Origin of the sequence: Mesorhizobium sp. M2A.F.Ca.ET.067.02.1.1 (genome assembly GCF_004023285.1) — a bacterium.
Taxonomy (GTDB): domain Bacteria; phylum Pseudomonadota; class Alphaproteobacteria; order Rhizobiales; family Rhizobiaceae; genus Mesorhizobium.
The window spans coordinates 1-2184 of record NZ_RZSB01000899.1; the positions used below are offsets into that span (position 1 = coordinate 1).

Annotated in this window: 2 protein-coding genes and 1 pseudogene; all 3 read right to left on the reverse strand. The window is 66.9% G+C overall.

Annotated elements, in window-relative coordinates:
• Window positions 1-251 (reverse strand): annotated as a pseudogene (locus EOA28_RS33410) (signal recognition particle-docking protein FtsY); the annotation flags it as partial.
• Window positions 252-264: 13 nt separating this feature from the next.
• Window positions 265-1578 carry a tRNA (N(6)-L-threonylcarbamoyladenosine(37)-C(2))-methylthiotransferase MtaB gene (mtaB, locus tag EOA28_RS33415; protein WP_127253766.1) on the reverse strand — a complete coding sequence of 438 codons (1314 nt, stop codon included), beginning with the start codon at window positions 1576-1578 and terminating at the stop codon, window positions 265-267.
• On the reverse strand, window positions 1578-2184 hold a 607-nt coding region (dapF, locus tag EOA28_RS33420; protein ID WP_128315727.1), incomplete at its 5' end, for a diaminopimelate epimerase. The genes dapF and mtaB, both read right to left, overlap by 1 nt.

Consider the following 2184-nt stretch of genomic DNA (forward strand, 5'->3'; position numbering starts at 1 on the left):
GCTCGGGGGTGACCCACGTCGGCGCTGTCACCCCGCCCCGCCACTTCGTGGCGACCCTCACCATCGAGGGGAGGGTGGGGTGCTGGCTCCTGCTCGCGCGCCAGAATCTCCGGGGCGGCCTGATCGGCCTCCGGCTTCAGCGCGTCCAGCTGATCCCATTTGATCGGCGGCAGGGGCGCGGCCTCGTCGACGCGCTCCTCGACGACCTCTTTCTTGCCGAACGAAAATATCTTCTTGAAAAAACCAGCCATGCGTCTCGCAGTCTCAGGCGGCTTGCGCGGCAAGCGGGGCCGCAATCAGTCGGGCGCCGTCATGGCCGGTGATGATGGCTTCGACGATCTCGCCGGGCGCGCCGGCGTCGATCGCGGCCAGCGTGAAACCTTCGGTGCGGCCGAGCCCGTCGCGTTCGATCAGGATCGACTGCCGCGTGCCGGGGAGCGCGGTCAGATGACGGCGATAAGCGGCCTCGCCGGCGGCGCGCAGTCGCGCGGCGCGCTGCTTCACCACCTCGCGGCGGACCTGCGGCATGCGCGCCGCGGGCGTGCCTTCGCGCGGGCTGAACGGAAAGACGTGCAGATGCGTCAGCCCGCACTCCTCGACGATCTTCTCCGAGTTCTCGAACATCGCCTCGGTCTCGGTCGGGAAGCCGGCGATGATGTCGGCGCCGAAGACTATGCCGGGACGCAGTTTGCGCACGTCCTCGCAGAAGCGGATCGACTGGTCGCGCAGATGGCGCCGCTTCATCCGCTTCAGGATCATGTCGTCGCCGGACTGCAGCGACAGGTGCAGATGCGGCATCAGCCTGGGTTCGGTGGCGATGGCCTCGAGCAGATCCTCGTCGGCCTCGATGGAATCGATCGAGGACAGCCTGAGCCGCTTAACATCCGGTACCTGGCGCAGAATGGTCTTCACCAGTTTGCCGAGCTTCGGGCTGCCCGGCAGGTTGGCGCCGAAGCTGGTCATGTCGACGCCGGAAAGCACGATCTCGGCATAGCCGTTGCCGGCAAGGCGCTTCACCTGCTCAACCACGGCGCCCATCGGCACGGAACGCGAATTGCCGCGGCCATAGGGGATGATGCAGAAGGTGCAGCGATGGTCGCAGCCGTTCTGCACCTGCACGAAGGCGCGCGCGCGGCCTTCGATGGCGTCGACCATGTGGCTCGCCGTCTCGCGCACCGAGAAAATGTCGTTGACGCGCGCCTTCTCGGTGTCGTTGACGCCGAAATCGGGCAGCGCGCGGTAGGAGTTGGCCTTGAGCTTCTCCTCATTGCCAAGCACGAGGTCGACCTCGTCCATGGCGGCGAAGTTCTGCGGCTCGGTCTGCGCCGCGCAGCCAGTGACGATGATGCGGGCTGAAGGGTTCTCGCGGCGCGCCTTGCGGATCGCCTGCTTGGCCTGGCGCACCGCCTCCGCCGTGACGGCGCAGGTGTTGAAGATCACGGCGCCGCCCTGGAGCGCGCCGAGACCGGCGCTTTCGGCCTCGCGGCGCATCACTTCCGATTCATAGGTGTTGAGGCGGCAGCCGAAGGTGACGACGTCGATACCGCTGGATATCGCGCCTTTTTCAAGGGCGGACATCAGGCGGCGCTTTCTGTGTCGCGGGCCCAGGCCCCGGTCGAGGGATCGAAGCTCCCGGAAAATTCCCATTCGGCGGCGCCGGTCAGGATGACGTGGTCGTCGTCGCGCCATTCGACATGCAATTCGCCGCCGCCCGGCGTCAGCATCGAGACGCTGCGGCCGGTGCGCTTGGTGCGCGCTGCCGCCACCACGGCGGCGCAGGCCGCGGAGCCGCAGGCCTTGGTGAGGCCGGCGCCGCGCTCCCAGGTGCGGATGATCATGGTTTGAGGCGACGTCACCTGGGCAATGGTGATGTTGGCGCGCTCGGGGAAGATCGGATGGTTCTCGAGCAGCGGGCCGAAGCGGTCGAGCTCGTAGGACCAGACGTCGTTGTCGACCCAGAAGATCGCATGCGGATTGCCCATAGACACCGCCGAGGGCGAATGCAGCACCGGCGCGTCGATCGGCCCGATCTGCAATTCGATCATGCGGGTGTCGCGGAACTCTTCCGCCAGGGGGATCTCCTGCCAGCCAAAGCGCGGCTTGCCCATGTCGACCGAGATCAGACCGTTCGCGTGCTCCTGAGCATTCAGGATGCCGGCGCGGGTCTCGAAGGTGAAGCTCTTC

What these genes read in the sequence shown, in the direction of transcription:
- mtaB (WP_127253766.1), bottom strand. Translation starts at nt 1,578, where the DNA reads ATGTCCGCCCTTGAAAAAGGCGCGATATCCAGCGGTATCGACGTCGTC.